At 51.0% G+C, this 16224-nt stretch carries 15 protein-coding genes; 14 read left to right on the top strand and 1 reads right to left on the bottom strand.

What is annotated here, in order from left to right:
- The first annotated feature begins 211 nt into the window (after positions 1-211).
- The 3 genes from AC6F7T_RS06875 to AC6F7T_RS06865 all read left to right on the top strand — a co-directional run bounded on the left by AC6F7T_RS06875 (position 212) and on the right by AC6F7T_RS06865 (position 1813).
- Positions 212-700 (top strand): YfcE family phosphodiesterase, encoded by a 489-nt coding sequence (locus AC6F7T_RS06875; RefSeq protein ID WP_500717292.1) that lies wholly within the window; start codon positions 212-214, stop codon positions 698-700.
- Positions 701-771: 71 nt separating this feature from the next.
- A complete protein-coding gene (locus AC6F7T_RS06870; RefSeq protein ID WP_500717290.1) occupies positions 772-1371 on the top strand; it encodes a MotA/TolQ/ExbB proton channel family protein in 600 nt (199 codons plus the stop codon).
- 1 nt (position 1372) lies between these two features.
- Positions 1373-1813 carry a biopolymer transporter ExbD gene (locus AC6F7T_RS06865; protein ID WP_500717288.1) on the top strand — a complete coding sequence of 147 codons (441 nt, stop codon included), beginning with the start codon at positions 1373-1375 and terminating at the stop codon, positions 1811-1813.
- On the opposite strand, the gene AC6F7T_RS06860 is transcribed toward AC6F7T_RS06865, so the two are convergent.
- Positions 1814-2320 carry a hypothetical protein gene (locus tag AC6F7T_RS06860; protein ID WP_500717287.1) on the bottom strand — a complete coding sequence of 169 codons (507 nt, stop codon included), beginning with the start codon at positions 2318-2320 and terminating at the stop codon, positions 1814-1816.
- 191 nt (positions 2321-2511) lie between these two features.
- Between AC6F7T_RS06860 and mutS the strand changes: the two genes are divergently transcribed.
- The 11 genes from mutS to AC6F7T_RS06805 all read left to right on the top strand — a co-directional run.
- The gene (gene mutS, locus AC6F7T_RS06855; RefSeq protein WP_500717285.1) at positions 2512-5121 is read left to right on the top strand and encodes a DNA mismatch repair protein MutS; all 2610 of its coding nucleotides are present in this window, start codon (positions 2512-2514) and stop codon (positions 5119-5121) included.
- Entirely contained in the window at positions 5118-6824 is a 1707-nt protein-coding gene (locus AC6F7T_RS06850; RefSeq protein WP_500717283.1) for an N-acetylmuramoyl-L-alanine amidase, read from the top strand. The genes mutS and AC6F7T_RS06850 overlap by 4 nt, the downstream gene beginning before the upstream one ends.
- Positions 6821-9514, top strand: coding sequence for a [protein-PII] uridylyltransferase (glnD, locus tag AC6F7T_RS06845; protein WP_500717316.1), 2694 nt, complete (start codon positions 6821-6823; stop codon positions 9512-9514). Before AC6F7T_RS06850 ends, glnD begins: the two co-directional genes overlap by 4 nt.
- Before the next feature lie 15 nt (positions 9515-9529).
- Positions 9530-10420 (top strand): site-specific tyrosine recombinase XerD, encoded by an 891-nt coding sequence (gene xerD, locus AC6F7T_RS06840; RefSeq protein WP_500717281.1) that lies wholly within the window; start codon positions 9530-9532, stop codon positions 10418-10420.
- Positions 10421-10439: 19 nt separating this feature from the next.
- Positions 10440-11639, top strand: coding sequence for a cofactor-independent phosphoglycerate mutase (locus AC6F7T_RS06835; protein WP_500717279.1), 1200 nt, complete (start codon positions 10440-10442; stop codon positions 11637-11639).
- Between the two features lie 2 nt (positions 11640-11641).
- Positions 11642-12112 (top strand): DNA polymerase III subunit chi, encoded by a 471-nt coding sequence (locus tag AC6F7T_RS06830; RefSeq protein WP_500717277.1) that lies wholly within the window; start codon positions 11642-11644, stop codon positions 12110-12112.
- Positions 12096-12860 carry a TrmJ/YjtD family RNA methyltransferase gene (locus AC6F7T_RS06825; protein ID WP_500717276.1) on the top strand — a complete coding sequence of 255 codons (765 nt, stop codon included), beginning with the start codon at positions 12096-12098 and terminating at the stop codon, positions 12858-12860. Before AC6F7T_RS06830 ends, AC6F7T_RS06825 begins: the two co-directional genes overlap by 17 nt.
- A 330-nt stretch (positions 12861-13190) precedes the next feature.
- Complete coding sequence (rimP, locus tag AC6F7T_RS06820) at positions 13191-13670, top strand: ribosome maturation factor RimP (protein ID WP_500717274.1); 480 nt, start codon at positions 13191-13193, stop codon at positions 13668-13670.
- 51 nt (positions 13671-13721) lie between these two features.
- Positions 13722-14906: a transcription termination factor NusA gene (nusA, locus tag AC6F7T_RS06815; protein ID WP_500717272.1), complete on the top strand. Its 1185-nt coding sequence runs from the start codon at positions 13722-13724 to the stop codon at positions 14904-14906.
- A gap of 9 nt (positions 14907-14915) precedes the next feature.
- Positions 14916-15503 carry a DUF448 domain-containing protein gene (locus AC6F7T_RS06810; RefSeq protein ID WP_500717270.1) on the top strand — a complete coding sequence of 196 codons (588 nt, stop codon included), beginning with the start codon at positions 14916-14918 and terminating at the stop codon, positions 15501-15503.
- Positions 15503-16224: translation initiation factor IF-2 N-terminal domain-containing protein (locus tag AC6F7T_RS06805; RefSeq protein WP_500717268.1), on the top strand; the 722-nt coding region annotated here is incomplete at its 3' end. The genes AC6F7T_RS06810 and AC6F7T_RS06805, both read left to right, overlap by 1 nt.

Here is a 16224-nt window from a genome sequence, read left to right as displayed (position 1 = left end):
AGCTGAAAGGGTTCATCTCCCAGAATATAAACTATTTGTGCTGATAAGCAATGCTGATGCCGGTTTTTTTTCAAAGATAAAATATAAACATATCAAGTATTTGTCCTTTTTTGTGCGTTATGTGGTAATTAATATGTTTAATTTTATGCCTATTTCCATAGATTAAGGCTTTTATTCGCCACAAATTGAATGCTTCACCGGGGGTTCAGTGATGAAAATTGGTGTACTCTCTGATACCCACATCAACTCCACTCTGGACGGACAGCAACTTGCAATGCAATTAATGTCCGGTGTTTTTGCTGATGTCGATATCATCCTCCACGCCGGTGATCATGTATATCAGGATCTTGGTCTCTGTTTCGCCCCGGTTGACTGGTATGCCGTGCGCGGCAATCTCGATCGATCGTTGGTTGATGTCCCAGTCAAAAGAATTCTGATCTTTAATGGCAAGCGTATCGGTATGGTTCATGGCTGGGGGCAGGGCAGGGATATTGTTAAAAACGTATTGACCTGTTTTGCAGATGATATGCCCGATGTGCTGATTTTTGGCCACAGCCATCAGCCGGAATGCCGCTGGTTTGGATCAACCCTGTTGTTCAATCCCGGCAGTCCAACAGATCCGCGTTCAGCGTCGGCACCGACTGTCGGCATACTGACGCTCAATGATAAGATATCAGGCAGGATTATTGATTTAATTTAAGCCGCTTTTGCGCTGTGTTGGCTTGCCTGTTTTGACGGTAAAATAGTTAAACCTATGGGAATGGATTAGTTATGCTCGATATTTTTATGCGCGGTGGCCCGTTGATGTATCCGATTCTTTTTTGTTCGATCATTGGCTGGGCAATCTTTATGGAACGTTTTTTTGCCTATGTCCAGATCCGCCGCGAGCTGTTTCGCCTGCGAGCCAAGGTGTCCGATCTGTTAAGCACCAATCGCCCTGAAGACGCGCTGGAACTCTGTCTGCAGGGTCGCTCACCGTTAGCCCGAATTCTGGTAGTTATTCTTAAAAACCGCGGCGCCTCACGTGCCCATCTTAAATCTCTGGCGGAAGAAGTGGGTGAGCGTGAAGCGGTTTTTCTGCAGCGCTACCTCGGCTTGCTCGCAACCATTGCCAATGTTTCTCCCTTGCTCGGTCTGCTCGGGACAGTTCTGGGAATGATCAACGCCTTTAATGTGATTGCGGCTGAAGGGATCGGTACACCGGCAACCCTGGGTGGCGGTATTTCCGAAGCGCTGATCACCACCGCCGCCGGCCTCAGCGTAGCGGTACCGATGCTGCTGGTTCATCGTTATCTGTCAGCCCGCTCCGATCGTCTGACCCTTGAACTGGAGGAAGCTTCCATGAAGATCGTCGATCAGGTCGAGGGGTAGCATGGCATTCCGGCGCAAGGTCAGCGAATCACCACGGATTGAACTGACACCGATGATCGATGTTGTTTTTCTGTTGTTAATTTTTTTCATGATCTCAACAACCTTTATCGAACGTCCGGGAGTGACGATCGACTTGCCGGAAGGGGGAGCCCAGCAGGTTGTGACAGAAAAGCGGGAAGTAGAGGTTTATCTGACTGAAGATGGGGACCTCTATCTGCACCGCGAAGCCATTACCCTCTCGGCGTTGCATAGCCATCTGTTCAGTCTGGGGACGGAAGCCACAAAAGAGATGACCTTCCTGCTGATGGCCGATAAGTCCGCGCGTCACGGGTGGGTCATCGAGGTAATGGAAATCGCCCGTCGCAACGGTTTTGTCCGCCTAGCCATTGCTACTGACAGAACCATAGATGAAACGACGATCAGAGATTTGGAAGAGCGATAATCAGGTCAGTGGACATTCCTCACACCACTTTGGATAATCATCGCCCTTTAACGCGTGAAAACTGTCGATACGCCCGCGAAAGTAGTCAAGGTCGGCACAGACCGCAGCAATTTCATCACTAGTACCCTTTTTTACCCACTTGTTAGCGGCACAATAGTGGTAAAAAGCTGCCACACCCTTCAATATGACCTTAAGTTCTTTCATGTTCGGCTCCAGGGTGCGGTGGATGTACCAGTTGCCGGCGAAGCCACGCACCTGCGACGCGGCGAGGTGAAAAATGTTGGCACGCAAGGTGTCGATGACAAAATCGCGCAGGAAATAATCGCCGGCCCCGGCCATAGCTCCGGCTTCAAGGGGGGTATAATCACCACACTTGAGAAGATGTTGATGGTAGTTTTTCAATAGCGCCTGACATTGTTGATCAACGCGCATTTCATCATTGAGGTCACTGATAAAAAAATCGTCGGAGCGAATAGTTTGTTCAACAGGTGGTGGTGCTGTATTCATCACAAAAATAAATCCTCTTGGTTATGGTTAAATATGCGCTGAGACCTTTTACCTCGCCTGATGTTGGCGGTCAAGGCTTCGCAGCACGCTACCGTTAATCCATGATTTACAGCATCAGCGTCCTTTGCTAGACTCTGCGCCTTATCGATGCAGTCATCTTTTTTCACAAACACTTGTCATTGGTCAATTGAATGTCAACCACCACCCCTTTGATGCGCCAATTTCTTGAAATAAAAGCCGACTATCAGGATGCTATCCTGTTTTTTCGCCTTGGTGATTTTTACGAAATGTTTATGGATGATGCGGTCGTCGCGGCCAAAATCCTTGGTATCACCCTGACGTCGCGCAATAAAGGGGATGCGGATGCTATCCCCCTGTGCGGCGTGCCCTATCATAGCAGCCAGGGGTATATCGCCAAGCTGGTGGCGGCTGGTTACAAGGTCGCCATATGTGACCAGGTGGAAGACCCGAAAACCGCCAAAGGTATTGTCAAGCGTGAGGTTGTCAAGGTCGTAACGCCGGGACTGATCACCGATACCGACACCCTGGAACCGAAGGAAAACAATTACCTGCTGGCGTTAGCCCATACTGGTAACTGCTTTGGTGTTGCCTGCGTCGATATTACCACCGGACTTTTCCGCGTTACCCAGGTTGAAACCGTTGCACAGGTAGAGAGTGAAATCAGCTCCATCCGCCCACGCGAGATTCTGATCTGTGAAGGTGAGGGAGGGCAAGATTTACAGCAACAGTTTGTGCATCTGGTTGAACCGCTGATGTGCAACCGTTTACCGGAATGGATTTTTACTGATGACTACGCCCGCGAGCAGATCTGTTCCTTCTATGCCGTGTCGAGTTTATCCTCTTTCGGTTGCGCTGATCTGCCGACGGCCTGTCAGGCGGCTGCAGCTATCCTGTATTACTTGCAGCAGACGCAGAAAGAGCAGCTCAACCACCTGCAGCCGCTTGCTACTTACCACGTGCGCGACTCCATGGTGCTCGATGATGCTACCCGGCGCAATCTCGAACTGACAGCGACCCTGCAGGAAGGTAAGAAAAAGGGATCACTGCTCGGTGTCCTTGATCGCACAGTAACGGCGATGGGGGGGCGAACCCTGCGCCATTGGATCCATTATCCCTTGCTCGAACTTGAACAGATCAACAAACGTCAGGCGGCGATCAGTGAACTGGTCGAAAACAGCCTGTGGCGTATGGATCTACGCGAAGCCCTGGATGGCGTTTATGATCTCGAACGACTAAACGGCAAGATCTCCATGGCCGGTGCCAACCCGCGGGATCTGGTAGCCCTGCGCGACTCCCTGGCACGAATACCGGTGGTTGCTGATCTTCTAGATTCTTGTACTGACCCCTATCTGACCGAGTTACGATCCCGGCTCGACGCCCTGCCTGATCTGAATGATCTGCTGATCAAAGCGATTATTGATGATCCCCCCTTTGTCCTGCGTGACGGTGGGATTATCAAGGATAAATATAACGAGGATCTCGATGAACTGCGGGTAATCAGTCGCGAAGGCAAGGGGTGGATCGCCGCCATGGAGGTCAAGGAGCGTGCGCGTACCGGTATTTCATCGTTAAAGATCAAATACAATCGCGTCTTTGGTTATTTTATCGAGGTAACTCACCGTCACCTCGAGCGGATTCCCGACGATTACCAGCGAAAACAGACCCTGGTCAATGCTGAGCGTTATATTACCGCTGAGCTGAAGGACATTGAGACCAAAGTCCTTGGTGCCGAGGAGCGCATGGCTGATCTTGAATATAGCCTCTTTCAGGATATTCGCCGCCATGCCGCTGCCCAGTCTGAGCGTATCCAGCGCAGCGCAGAAGCTCTGGCCGTAGTTGATGTCCTGGTCGCCCTGGCTGACCTCTCCCATGAACGGCGCTATGTTTGTCCGCAGATGGATTATTCCGGCATGATCCGTATTGAAGGGGGACGCCATCCGGTGATTGAAGGAATGCCCCTGAAAGAAGCCTTTGTGCCCAATGATGTGTTGCTGGATAATGAGCAAAACCAGCTGCTGATTATCACCGGCCCCAACATGGCGGGAAAATCGACCTTTATGCGCCAGGTTGCGCTTATTACCCTGATGGCGCAGATCGGCAGCCATGTGCCGGCAGATACGGCGCAGATCGGCGTGGTTGACCGGATCTTTACTCGGGTTGGGGCAAGTGATAATCTGGCTAAAGGTGAGTCGACCTTCATGGTTGAGATGAATGAAACAGCGAATATTCTGCGTCACGCAACGCCGAACAGTCTGATTATTCTGGATGAAATCGGCCGCGGAACCTCTACCTATGATGGTGTCAGTATCGCCTGGGCGGTTGCCGAATATTTACACGACAACCCTGCCGTTGCAGCAAAAACCCTGTTTGCCACTCATTACCATGAGCTGACGGATCTGGCTTCAGGGTGTGCCCGGGTGAAAAACTTTAACGTTGCGGTTAAAGAATGGAACGACCAGATCATCTTTTTGCGCAAGATTGTCACCGGCAGCGCCAGCCGTTCTTATGGAATCCAAGTCGGACGCCTGGCCGGGCTACCGGAACCGGTTATTCAACGTGCAAAACATATTCTGAAAGATCTGGAAAGCGGCGAGCGTGATCATCGTGGCACCCAAGGCTCCAGGCAAACCGGTGAAGTGCAGGCAAGTTACCAACTCTCGCTGTTTGAGCGAGACGTGCAACAGCAACTGTGCGAACGTCTGGCCGCAGTCGATATCAGTCATTTAACACCTCTGGCAGCATTGAACCTGCTGGCCGAGATGAAAAAGTTGATCGAATGAAAACTATTCTGTTTCTTTGTTTATTTCATCTGCTGCTTTTTTCCCCTGCTATTGACTCCGTGCAGGCACAGACTAAATCCTACGCAGCATTGCGGCAGGATTATCAGCATTTGATTACCTCTGCCCAATTGCAACGCCAGCGTATCAACTGGGAGCGCTTGATTTCAGGTTTTGATAACTTTATTCGTGCGCGGCCACGCGATGCATCCATTGAAAATGCTTATTTTCTGCGCGCGCGGACCTGGGACGGGCTGGCACAAGCATCAGGGCGCCGCGCTGATGCCGAGGAGGCCGTCCGCCTTTACCTCGATTTGGCAAGTCGTTTCCCCCACAGCCGTTTTGCTGATGATGCTCTGCTCCACGCCGGTGAAGTAGCACAACAACGCTTGAATGATCAGAGTCGTGCAATCGACTTTTATCGCCGCGCCATCAATGATACGCCGACCGGGGATATGGTGCCCGAAGCGCGTCAGCGACTGGTTGCCTTATCGGTTCCATTACAGCCTGAGCCGGTTGCGGTAGCTGTACCGCAGCACCCGTACCAGGCGATTGGCCAATCACCGTTCCTTGAATCAATCCGCTATTGGAGCGGACCCGAGTACACGCGCATTGTTCTTGATCTGTCAGCGCCGGTGGTGGCCAATCCCAATTTCCTCAAAGGGGCATCTCCACGCCTCTATTTTGACCTGGTTTACACCGACCTGTCAGCACAGCTCCCTGATGAAGTCATCATCAACAACGGCCTTGTCCAACGTGTTCGCGCAAGTCGTTTCGATACTCAACGCTCCCGTGTCGTTATTGATCTGGAGCGAGAACTGGAATATCGAATAACGACCCTGGACAATCCCCACCGTCTGGTTGTTGATATTATGGGCGCTCCAAGTCGTGCGCCACAGGTACAGATTTCCCGCCCGCCAAGTTCTGCTCCTATTGCCGACGATTCCATTGCCGGTATTCTTGGCTCTGCTAGCGATCAGCAACCAGCCATGCGCATCAGACAACAATCGAACGGTGGTGGAATACGGCTGATTGTCATTGACCCAGGTCATGGTGGTCGGGATCCCGGCGCGATTGGACCATCCGGCATCAGGGAGAAAGATGTCAACCTGGCACTGGCTAAAATCACAGCTACGGCGCTGCGGCAACAACTGGGGGTCAAAGTCCTGCTGACCCGCGAGGATGATCGTTATCTGGGCCTGCGCGAACGCACTGAATACGCCAACCGGGTTGGTGCCGATCTGTTTATTTCGTTACATGCCAATGCTACTACCGGTAACCGCGCTTATGGTGTTGAAACCTATTTCCTTAATCTGTCCAAAACCGATGAAGCTGCCGAAGTTGCGGCGCGTGAAAATGGTATGACCTTGCAGGATATCAGCAATTTAGAGGCGATTTTGTTCGATCTGATGGCTAATGCTAAAATTAACGAGTCCAGTCGTCTGGCGGCAGAAATTCAGCAATCGCTGGTTGCTGGATTATCTCCACGTTTCAATAATATCCGCGATCTCGGGGTCAAACAGGGCCCTTTCCATGTGCTTCTCGGGGCCGCCATGCCATCGGCCCTGGTTGAGTCGGCATTTATCACCAATCCGCGCGAAGAAAAACGCTTGAATTCTGCTGATTATCAACGCCATGTTGCTAACAGCATTGTCAAAGGCATCAAAAATTATGCTGCGGCCATGGGGCAGGTAGCGTGGAAATGAATTTCCCGATTACCCACAGCAGCTACGATCTGTTTTTGTTTACCCCACCTGCTGTTAACAAAGACTTTGAAGCCGTTCGGCCCCAGGTTCTTGCTGCTGCGCGAACCTTTATCGATGAAAACTTCGCCATACTGAATAAGAAATGTCTGGAAGGGGCAGCAAGTCGCTTGATTGTCAAACAGTTTACGTTCCTCTTTGATCAACTTCATCGCCACCTCTTTCGTATTGCCGCTACCGGACTTGACCACGCCGCAGTGGCCGATTGTGCTTTGTTGGCCGTTGGCGGTTATGGGCGCGAAGAGATGAATCCGCGTTCAGATCTTGATCTGATGTTTTACTATCTACCCGAAGGGGAAGACCGCATCCGCGTTATTGCCGACCGCGTACTGTACCTGCTCTGGGATCTGAATCTCGACGTTGGCTACAGTATTCGTTCATCATCTGATTGTCTTGAACAGGCCCGTGACACGACGGTCAGAACCGCACTTTTGGATGTTCGTCTGATTGCCGGAGAGGCTCGTGTCTATCGCGATTTTGTCAGTGATGTCGCCATGGTTCTGCAACATCAGAATCCCCTGGGGTTTATCAAAGAAAAACTGGATGAACGTGAGGAACGGAAAAAAAAGTACGGTTCTTCCGTCTATCTGCTTGAGCCCAATATCAAGGAGGGTGAGGGTGGTCTGCGCGAGTTGCAGGATGCCCTGTGGATTGCGCGGACAAAATACAAGGCTGACAGCCTCCACGCATTGCTGACCCGCGGCATCGTAAGCGAGCAGACAGTTGAGTCGTATGTTCGTGCCCAGGATTATTTGTGGACGATCAGGAACTTTTTGCATTTTTCCACTCAAAGAAAATCGGAGCAGCTCACCTTTGACATTCAGCAGCAGATTGCTTCCTTTCTGGGTTACTCCAATAAGACAACCGGCTCTGCTGTTGAACAGTTCATGCAGGATTATTACGCTTTCGCCAATCAGAATGAATATCTGGCCTCCAAGTTGATCGTTGACGCGACCGTTTCCCGGAGTGCGCCCATGGGAGTTTTTAATTTTCTCGTTCGGCGTAACCTCGAGGATGGATTTTATCTGTTACGTGGCGAGTTGCGGGCAGCAAAAAATCTGACCTTGTTACAACATCCGGAATTGATGATGGTCGCTTTTGAACTGGCGCAGAAACATCAGGCCGATCTGTGCCTGGAATTAAAACAGTTGATACGCGACAACCTGCATCTGATCACCGACAAAGTGCGCCGCTCAAAACGCATCAACGGCTCCTTCATAGCGATTTTGCGTCATATCAAAGGGGTCGGCAAAACGCTTCACAAGATGCATCACCTGCAGTTTCTTAATGCCTTTATCCCAGAGTTCAAGCATATCTACTGTAAGGTTCAGTTTGATCTCTACCATATATATACCGTCGATGTTCACACCATCTTTGCCGCCGAAGAGGTAGAAAAACTCTTCCGCGGCGATTATCAGAATTCGCAGCCGTTACTCAGCCGGATGATTCATCAGATTGAAAAGCCTGAACTGCTTCTCCTGGCTATTTTGTTTCATGATATCGGCAAGGGCAGCGGTAAAGACCACAGTGTGCGTGGTGCGGAAATGATCCCGCGCATTGCCAGAAGACTCAGGCTCAATCGTGAAGACAGTCAGCGCCTGGAGTTCCTGGTTGCTCAGCACCTGAAGATGGCACACATTTCGCAGCGTCGTGACCTTCAGGACATGAAGATGATTGCCCAGTTTGCTGAGTTGCTGCAGATGAGTGAAAACCTGCGCATGCTTTACCTCTTGACCTTTGCTGATATCAAGGCGGTTGGGCCGGATGTCTGGTCGGAGTGGAAGGGAACGCTGCTCCAGGAGCTGTACGAAAAAACCTACGATGTTCTGGAGAAAAAAGACTTTTTTCAGGAACAACGATCGGAGAAAATACGTAATCGCAAACGTAAGATCCGCCAGGCACTGCACGGTGAGTTTTCTGAAAAACGCCTGGTTAAAGCCCTTAACGGCCTGAATAACAGATATTTGCTCAGTTATCGCTCTGCCGAGATTATTCCGCATTTACGTTTGGCGCTGAATCGTGGTCGCAAGGCGCTGGCCATACAAATTGAGCATATGGTGGATGCCAAGTTTACTGAAGTAACGATCGCAACCATCGATTCTCCCGGGCTTTTTTCACAGATTGCCGGGGTCATGGCTGCTCACTCGATCAATATTCTCGGGGCGCAGATCTACACCCGTAAAAATGGTGACGTTCTCGATGTCCTGCAGGTAAACAGCGCCCATGGAGAGATTGTCAGCAAACCGCAAAAATGGCACAAAGTTGAGGAAGACCTGATTGCGGTGTTTGAGGGACGCGTTCTGGTTGAGGATCTGGTCGCCAAACTTTCGACCCCGAGTTTTTATACAAAAAAACTCCGACAGCTGCCGCGACCGAATCGAGTGGAATTCGACAATGATATCTCCGACAATTACACGGTTATTGATATTTTTGCCACTGACAAGGTTGGGCTGTTATACCAGATCACCAGAACATTGAAAGAGCTGGGGCTATATATTGCGGTTTCAAAAATTGCCACCAAAGTTGACCAGGCTGCTGATGTGTTTTATGTCCATGATATTTTCGGCCAAAAAATTGTCGATCCTGCCAGGATTGACACCATCCGCCAGACACTGCTGAACCGTCTGGAATAAGGCGGCTGCGCGACAATGGATTCAAGTGTTGATCATTTTCTCAATTTTATCAGTGTCGAAAAAGGCTTGGCCGCGAACACTGTTGCTGCTTACGCTTGTGATCTAGCCATTTATAGCAATTATCTCAAACAGTCAGAAAACATAGAAGGGCCTGAACATATTGACTCTTTGATGATAGTGCGTTTTCTTACTCACTTGCGTGATCGGGGGTTGGCTCCCCGCAGTCGCGCGCGCGCGTTAAGCACCATGCGCCATTTTCACCGTTTTTTAGTGCGTGAAGGTCACACGACAGCAGATCCGACCACCCGCATCGATGCGCCGCGAACCCGAGCCAGATTACCGCATCTGCTCAGCACCGTTGAGGTCGAGGCCCTGTTGGAGGCCCCGCGCGCTGACACCCATGTTGCGCGCCGCGATCGTGCGATGCTCGAAGTGCTTTATGCTACCGGCATGCGTGTCAGTGAGTTAATTGGTCTGCAGCATGCTGATATCAAGCTCGATATCGGCTGTTTAAACGTCATGGGAAAAGGGTCAAAACAGCGATTAATCCCGTTAGGGGAAGTTGCCCTTGAATTTCTCAGCGATTATTTGCAGAATGTCAGGCCGCTTATGACCAAGGGCAGGATACGCCAGGAGGTTTTTTTAAACACTCGTGGTGGTAAGTTGAGCCGCCAGGGCTTCTGGAAAAAGCTTAAAGGTTACGCCCTTGTTGCGGGAATCAACAAAACCGTTTATCCACACCTGTTGCGCCACTCTTTTGCTACCCATCTTCTCGAAAATGGAGCAGATCTGCGCGCAGTCCAGGCAATGCTCGGACATGCGGATGTGTCAACAACCCAGATTTATACTCATGTCATCCAGGAGCGCCTTAAACAGGTGCATCAGCAGTATCACCCGCGCGGATGACCAAGCGACAGGATAAAACATGAAATATATCATTCTTCTCGGCGACGGTATGTCCGATGAACCCCTGAAAGAACTCGGCGGTAAAACACCCCTCGAGGCTGCCGACACCCCTAACATGGACGAACTCTGTCGCAAGGGGCAGGTTGGCCTGGCGGCGACCGTTCCTGATGGCTACCCACCCGGCAGTGATGTCGCCAACCTGTCGGTGTTCGGCTATAATCCTGGTGATTGTTATAGCGGTCGCTCACCCCTTGAGGCCGCCAGCATGGGGGTAGAGCTGGCGGCCGATGACGTGGCATTCCGGCTTAACTTTGTCTGGCTTGAAGCTCATTTCGGCAAAATCTATATGGGCGATTTTTCTGCCGGTCACATCAGCACCGAAGATGCCACGGAGTTGATCCAGTGCCTCAATGGCGAACTCGGTGGTGATGAGTTTCACTTCTATCCCGGAGTTTCCTACCGCCATCTGCTGGTTTGGAAGAATGGCAAAGACCAGCTCAAATTTACTCCGCCACACGATATTTCCAGTCAGAGCATCGAAGATCATCTGCCTCAGGGTGATGGTGCAGCGATTCTTCATGACCTGATGAATTCAGCCCAGATGCTGCTGCTTGATCATCCGGTCAACAATCGCCGGGTAGCCCAAGGGCAACTGCCGGCAAATTCTATCTGGCTGTGGGGACATGGTCGCCGGCCCGCGATGGAGACCTATCAACAGCGTTATGGCTTGACCGGTGCCGTCATTTCCGCAGTCGATCTGATCCGTGGTATCGGCGTTAATGCCGGTCTCGATATCATCCATGTACCGGGTGCCACCGGCTACATCGACACCAACTATCGTGGCAAAGCCGAATATGCCATTGGCGCGCTGAAAAACCGCGATTTTGTTTACCTGCACGTGGAAGCCCCGGATGAGGCTGCCCATGGCGGTTTATTAAAAGAAAAAATCGAAGCGATAGAAAACTTCGACCGCGAAGTGGTCGGCACCATTATTAATCATCTTGACCAAATCGGTGACTGTCGTATCCTGGTGACTCCCGACCATCCGACTCCTGTCGTCAAGCGCACCCACACGTGTGATCCTGTCCCTTTTGTGCTCTTTGACTCGCGCTGCGATTTTGCTTCTTCGGCACGTGCCTATTCAGAAAAAGAGGCGCTCAAAACCGGCTACAGAGTAAAGGGGCACGAATTGCTGAACCTGCTGATTGAACGTCGCTAGCGATGAGTTTGCCTGCTATTTATTTTGTTCGGCTCGAGGGACGGAACAAAGCTCTACATGTCGGTCGCCTGGCAGAAATATATTTTAATCGTGGTCACCGTATTTTAATTGTTGTGGCCAATGAAGAAATGGCTACCTCCCTTGATCGTTATTTGTGGGCCTTTAAGAAAGAATCCTTTTTGCCCCACGTGATACATAATAGCAATGAACATTGTACCGAAGCGATCGTGGTTTCAACTGTGGTGTGCAACACTAATAAGGCGGATGTGCTGATCTGTGTTTCCCCCTGCCCACCCTCTTTTTTTAAAGATTTCCAGTTTATTTACGACTTCGCCGAAACCTACGATTCGCAGTTGGCAGATACGGCGCGGGAGCGGTTTCGCCTCTATCGTCAACATGGATTCGATCCACAGATGGAACCTTCTGCAACCAATAGCCGATCAGAAATAAACACTGATGACAGACCAGAATAAGTACAAAAATTGCCCGGCCATCGTATTGGTAGAACCACAAGGGGCCGGCAATATCGGCTCCGTCTGTCGTGCCATGTACAATTATGGAGCGCACGATCTACGCCTGGTCAATCCGCAGGTCGATCATCTTGGGCGCGAAGCTCGCAATATGGCGGTCAAGGCCGCTGACCTGCTCGAGCGGGCGACAATCTACTCGTCTTTGCCGGAAGCCCTGGCTGACTGCTCATTAAGTGTCGGCACAACGCGCCGTTTCGGACGCTATCGTGAGGGGATGCTGCATCCTGACGAGGCCGCCAATCTGATTCTCACTATCGATTCTGCTGGCGTCTGCGCCCTGGTTTTTGGCCGTGAGGATAAAGGGCTATTCACCTCCGAGCTGGATCTGTGTCAGCACTTTGTTACGATTCCGACCGACGCCCGACTGCCATCGATGAATCTGGCGCAAGCTGTCGTTGTTTGTCTATATGAAATCTACAAAAGGGCGGGGGAGATCGCGGGACAACAGCACGGACGAAAAAAACTGGCAGACAACCAGCAACTCGAATCCCTCTACCGGCACATGACAGAAACACTCCTGCATATCGACTATCTCAACCCCCAAAACCCCGATCATATCATGCGTACCTATCGCCGTATTTTTGGCCGCGCCGGACTCAATGAACGCGAGGTCAGAATCCTGCGTGGCATGTTCAATCAGATCGATATCGCCTGTGGTAAAAAGACGCAAAGGCAGGGAGTAAAAGCTTGAATACAGGCATCTGTTCAGCACCGGATCTTCGGATCCTATGTCAAGGGACGCGATTGTTTCCCGTTGGGTCATCCCTGACCGCTTGTTGTCGCCATCTATGGCGACAAACACCCTTGCCACAGGAACCAAAGGCCCTGCGCAAGGACAGTACTGAACAGTTACGAATACAGAAGATAGAAGTTATATCCCTCCTGACTCCTGTCTTCTGTATTATGATTTTAACTGTTTTTTTCTTGCCTTTGTGCTTTTAGCATGGTAAAAGGGGCAAGTTTTACGGTGTTTTTGTAAAGTGAGCTTCGCAGCTCGCTTTTTTTTATGTCAAAAAGGTGCATGATGGACCTGACTGGAAAAATTGAAAACCTGGTGTTGCCGCTGTTAGAAGAACTGGGTCTTGAGCTGGTTGATATAGAATATCGGCGTGAACCTCATGGTTGGGTGTTGCGTTTCTTTCTGGATAAAGAAGGGGGCATCACCCTTGATGATTGCGCGGCAGCCAGTCGCCAGCTCAGTTCGCTGCTGGATGTTGAAGACATTATCCCCACGGCGTACAACCTCGAGGTGTCCTCGCCCGGCCTGGAGCGTCCGTTGAAAAAGCGGGCTGACTTTGAGCGCTTTACTGATCATCTGGTGAAAATTAAAACAGTTGATGCAATGGATATCGATGGTTCAGGCAAGCGCCGAAAAACCATCAGTGGCAGGATCATTGGGCTATCGCAGGATGAGCTTGTTTTGGCGCTGCAGGACCGTCAGGCTGAGGTTCGTATTGCGCTTTCCAATATTGATACGGCACATCTGGTGCCTGAATTTTAAACGTTTGCCGGTGCATGTGCACCTGCATCAAACTTAAAGGGGTATTGCAAGATGGTGGGTAACCTTAATCACATCATCGATCAGGTTGTTAAAGACAAAGGTATCGATCGCGATGTTTTGATCGATGCGCTGGAGTCTGCAGTCTTGTCTGCTGCCAACAAGAAGTTCAGAAACACCCGTGATCTTGAAGCACACTTCAACCCAGAGATTGGCGAAGTCGAAGTGTTTGAATTTGTTACAGTTGTTGACGAGGTCACCGACTCATATAAAGAAATCGATATCAACGAAGCGCGGGAAGTCGATCCTGATGTTGAAATTGGTGACTCCCTTGGCATGATGATGGAGGCTGGCTCCTTCAGTCGTATTGCTGCTCAGATGGCAAAGCAGGTTATTATTCAGAAGGTTCGTGAGGCTGAGCGTGAAGGAATTTACAACGAATTCAGCAATCGCGTCGGCGAAGTGGTTAACGGCATTGTCCGTCGCTATGAACGTGGTGATCTGATTGTTGATCTGGGGCGCGCTGAGGCCTTGTTGCCCAGTCGCGAACAGGTGCCAAGGGAAAACTACCGTCAGTCCGACCGTGTTCGCGCTTATATTTCCGAAGTCAAGTTGTCGGCCAAGGGACCACAGATTATTCTGTCGCGTACCCATCCGGGACTGTTGATTTCCCTGTTCACTGCTGAAGTTCCGGAAATTGCCGAAGGTATTGTGGAAATCAAGGCGGCCGTACGCGAGCCTGGCAGTCGTGCCAAGATGGCAGTGTTGTCCCACGATGTTGATGTTGACCCTGTGGGTGCCTGTGTTGGTATGCGTGGCTCTCGGGTACAGAATGTCGTGACTGAATTGCGTGGTGAACGGATCGATATTATCCCCTGGACCCACGATCCAGCTCGCTTTGCCTGTGCTGCTCTGGCACCAGCCGAAGTCTCTCGCGTTTACGTTGACGATGAAGATCAGGCAATGGAAATTATCGTTCCTGACGATCAACTGTCTTTGGCAATCGGCAAAAAAGGGCAGAATGTCAGATTGGCAGCCAAGCTGATCGGTTGGAAAATTGATATCAAGAGTGAATCACGCGCCCAGGAGGAAGATCAGGACGAAGAACCTGTCTCCTCAGAACGCCAGGCCGCCGAGGACCTGTTTGCCCCCAGCAGCAAAGAAACTTCAGCTGATATCGAAGCAGCAGATGCTGAGCCGGAATTGCCTGCGGCTGATTCCAACACGGACGAGGTGTAATCAGCAGCAATGGCCGTTACCCAGCCACAGCGCAGTTGTGTTGCCTGCCGTACGGTAACCGAAAAACATCAGCTTTTGCGATTTGTCCTTGCTCCGGATGGACAGGTTGTGGTGGATTATCGGCAACAGCTCCCTGGTCGCGGTCTTTATACCTGCTTTAACCAGCAATGTCTGGTGCTGGCAGTTAAAAAAAACAGTTTTCGCCGGGTTTTTGGCGCAACGACACAACCTGTCGAACTGGTTAAGCTAAACGGGCAATTGCAGCAGGCCCTTATTCAGCGCATCAAAGGATTGATTTTGATGGCGCGCAAGGCGGGACAGTTGATCGCCGGTAGCACTATGGTGCTTGATGCATTGAAAAGACCTGCGCCTCCGGTTGCGGTTGTTATGGCTACAGATATAGCCGACAATATGAAACAGAAAATTGACAGTACGGCAAAGCGACAACAGATCGTTTGCACACAGTTGTTTGACAAGGTATCACTCGGGCAGTTGTTAGGTAAGGAAGAGCGCAGTGTTGTTGCCATCCAGGGTGGTGCACTGGCTACATTGCTCAACAGTGAATTGCATAGGTATGAACTGGTAAGGGAGAATTGATGGTCAAGGTCAGAGTTTACGAACTTGCAAAAAAAATAGGCATTGAAAACAAAGATCTACTGGCAAAGCTCGCTGAGGCCGGAGTCGATGTTGCCTCTCATGCCAGTTCATTAAGTGATGAGGATATGCATAAATTTAATTCTTTCAACAACCCGCCTCAGGAAAAGGTTGAAGAAGAGAGAATTAAGCCTGGACTGATCCGCCGCCGCCGCACAGTAGTCGCCCAGGAAACTGAAGAGGTTGCCACGGTAGAGGCAGTAACAGCTCAAAAGTCCACTGAACACCCGGTCCCTGCTCAGGCTCCCGCACCTGATGTCCAACCAGTCGCTGCAGCAACTCAACCTGCTGTTAGTAAAAAGCCGCAACATGCTGTCGAAGCGCCACCTGTTGCGCCTGCTGTTGGAACTGAAACCGCGGTGGTTATGCAAAAAGAAGAAAAACCGCTCAAAGCAGAGGCGTCTGCAGAGCCGCCGGCAACAAGCGCAGTGACCAGCGCCGCAGCGCCTAAAGCAGCAGCTGTTAGCGAAGCTCCAGAAGGAACCAAACGACCAGAGCTGCAACGAGCCACTGAGGACCGTGCTAAAATTCTTGGTCGCGTCGAATTGCCTAGTAGATTGCCGGCCGGCCAACGCCGATCTGAGCAACATGCCCGCTCTGCGCGTCCCGGTGCCCCTGCGCGTCCCGGTGCCCCTGCGCGTCCCGGTGCCCCTGCGCGTCCCGG

This window comes from Pelovirga sp. (assembly GCF_059864205.1).
The sequence above is the reverse complement of the archived record's forward strand: the minus strand, read 5'-3'. Positions and strand labels throughout refer to the sequence as shown.

Bases quoted from the DNA above. Each gene is read 5' to 3' on its own strand.
- AC6F7T_RS06875 (WP_500717292.1), top strand. From the start codon at position 212: ATGAAAATTGGTGTACTCTCTGATACCCACATCAACTCCACTCTGGAC.
- AC6F7T_RS06870 (WP_500717290.1), top strand. From the start codon at position 772: ATGCTCGATATTTTTATGCGCGGTGGCCCGTTGATGTATCCGATTCTT.
- AC6F7T_RS06865 (WP_500717288.1), top strand. From the start codon at position 1,373: ATGGCATTCCGGCGCAAGGTCAGCGAATCACCACGGATTGAACTGACA.
- AC6F7T_RS06860 (WP_500717287.1), bottom strand. From the start codon at position 2,320: ATGAATACAGCACCACCACCTGTTGAACAAACTATTCGCTCCGACGAT.
- mutS (WP_500717285.1), top strand. From the start codon at position 2,512: ATGTCAACCACCACCCCTTTGATGCGCCAATTTCTTGAAATAAAAGCC.
- AC6F7T_RS06850 (WP_500717283.1), top strand. From the start codon at position 5,118: ATGAAAACTATTCTGTTTCTTTGTTTATTTCATCTGCTGCTTTTTTCC.
- glnD (WP_500717316.1), top strand. From the start codon at position 6,821: ATGAATTTCCCGATTACCCACAGCAGCTACGATCTGTTTTTGTTTACC.
- xerD (WP_500717281.1), top strand. From the start codon at position 9,530: ATGGATTCAAGTGTTGATCATTTTCTCAATTTTATCAGTGTCGAAAAA.
- AC6F7T_RS06835 (WP_500717279.1), top strand. From the start codon at position 10,440: ATGAAATATATCATTCTTCTCGGCGACGGTATGTCCGATGAACCCCTG.
- AC6F7T_RS06830 (WP_500717277.1), top strand. From the start codon at position 11,642: ATGAGTTTGCCTGCTATTTATTTTGTTCGGCTCGAGGGACGGAACAAA.
- AC6F7T_RS06825 (WP_500717276.1), top strand. From the start codon at position 12,096: ATGACAGACCAGAATAAGTACAAAAATTGCCCGGCCATCGTATTGGTA.
- rimP (WP_500717274.1), top strand. From the start codon at position 13,191: ATGATGGACCTGACTGGAAAAATTGAAAACCTGGTGTTGCCGCTGTTA.
- nusA (WP_500717272.1), top strand. From the start codon at position 13,722: ATGGTGGGTAACCTTAATCACATCATCGATCAGGTTGTTAAAGACAAA.
- AC6F7T_RS06810 (WP_500717270.1), top strand. From the start codon at position 14,916: ATGGCCGTTACCCAGCCACAGCGCAGTTGTGTTGCCTGCCGTACGGTA.